The organism is Thermorhabdus hydrogeniformans (assembly GCF_049310025.1).
GTDB lineage: Bacteria > Bacillota > Thermosediminibacteria > Thermosediminibacterales > Tepidanaerobacteraceae > JBJYKD01.
This window is the reverse complement of record NZ_JBJYKD010000092.1, coordinates 1-293: the sequence shown is the minus strand read 5'-3', so window position 1 is coordinate 293 and position 293 is coordinate 1. Positions and strand designations below refer to the sequence as shown.

The following is a 293-nucleotide window of genomic DNA, read 5'->3' as shown; positions in this document are numbered from 1 at the left end:
TTAAAAGCATTTGAGTTATTTTTGGGTCAGTACTTCTTAACTTGCGTGATATCTGGGATGCGCTGATGGAATCAAGTTCAATATTTTCGCTGAACTTATCGTCATTTAGGGCATTACTGATGTCTCGTAATCCTTGTTGTTGTTCCAGTTGTGCATGGACCATAAGCTGTATAAATTTTAAGGTAGTTAGTTTCTTTACGTATTTATCGACCCCCGAGGAATTTAATTTTTGAAGAGTGCATTTGTCAGATAATGGATTAAACAGTTGACTTAATGTGGAATTTATGGTATCC

1 protein-coding gene is annotated in these 293 nt (G+C 35.5%); it reads right to left on the bottom strand.

Annotated elements, in window-relative coordinates:
• Positions 1-293: DUF4372 domain-containing protein (locus tag ACKX14_RS15620; RefSeq protein ID WP_422449292.1), on the bottom strand; the 293-nt coding region annotated here is incomplete at both ends.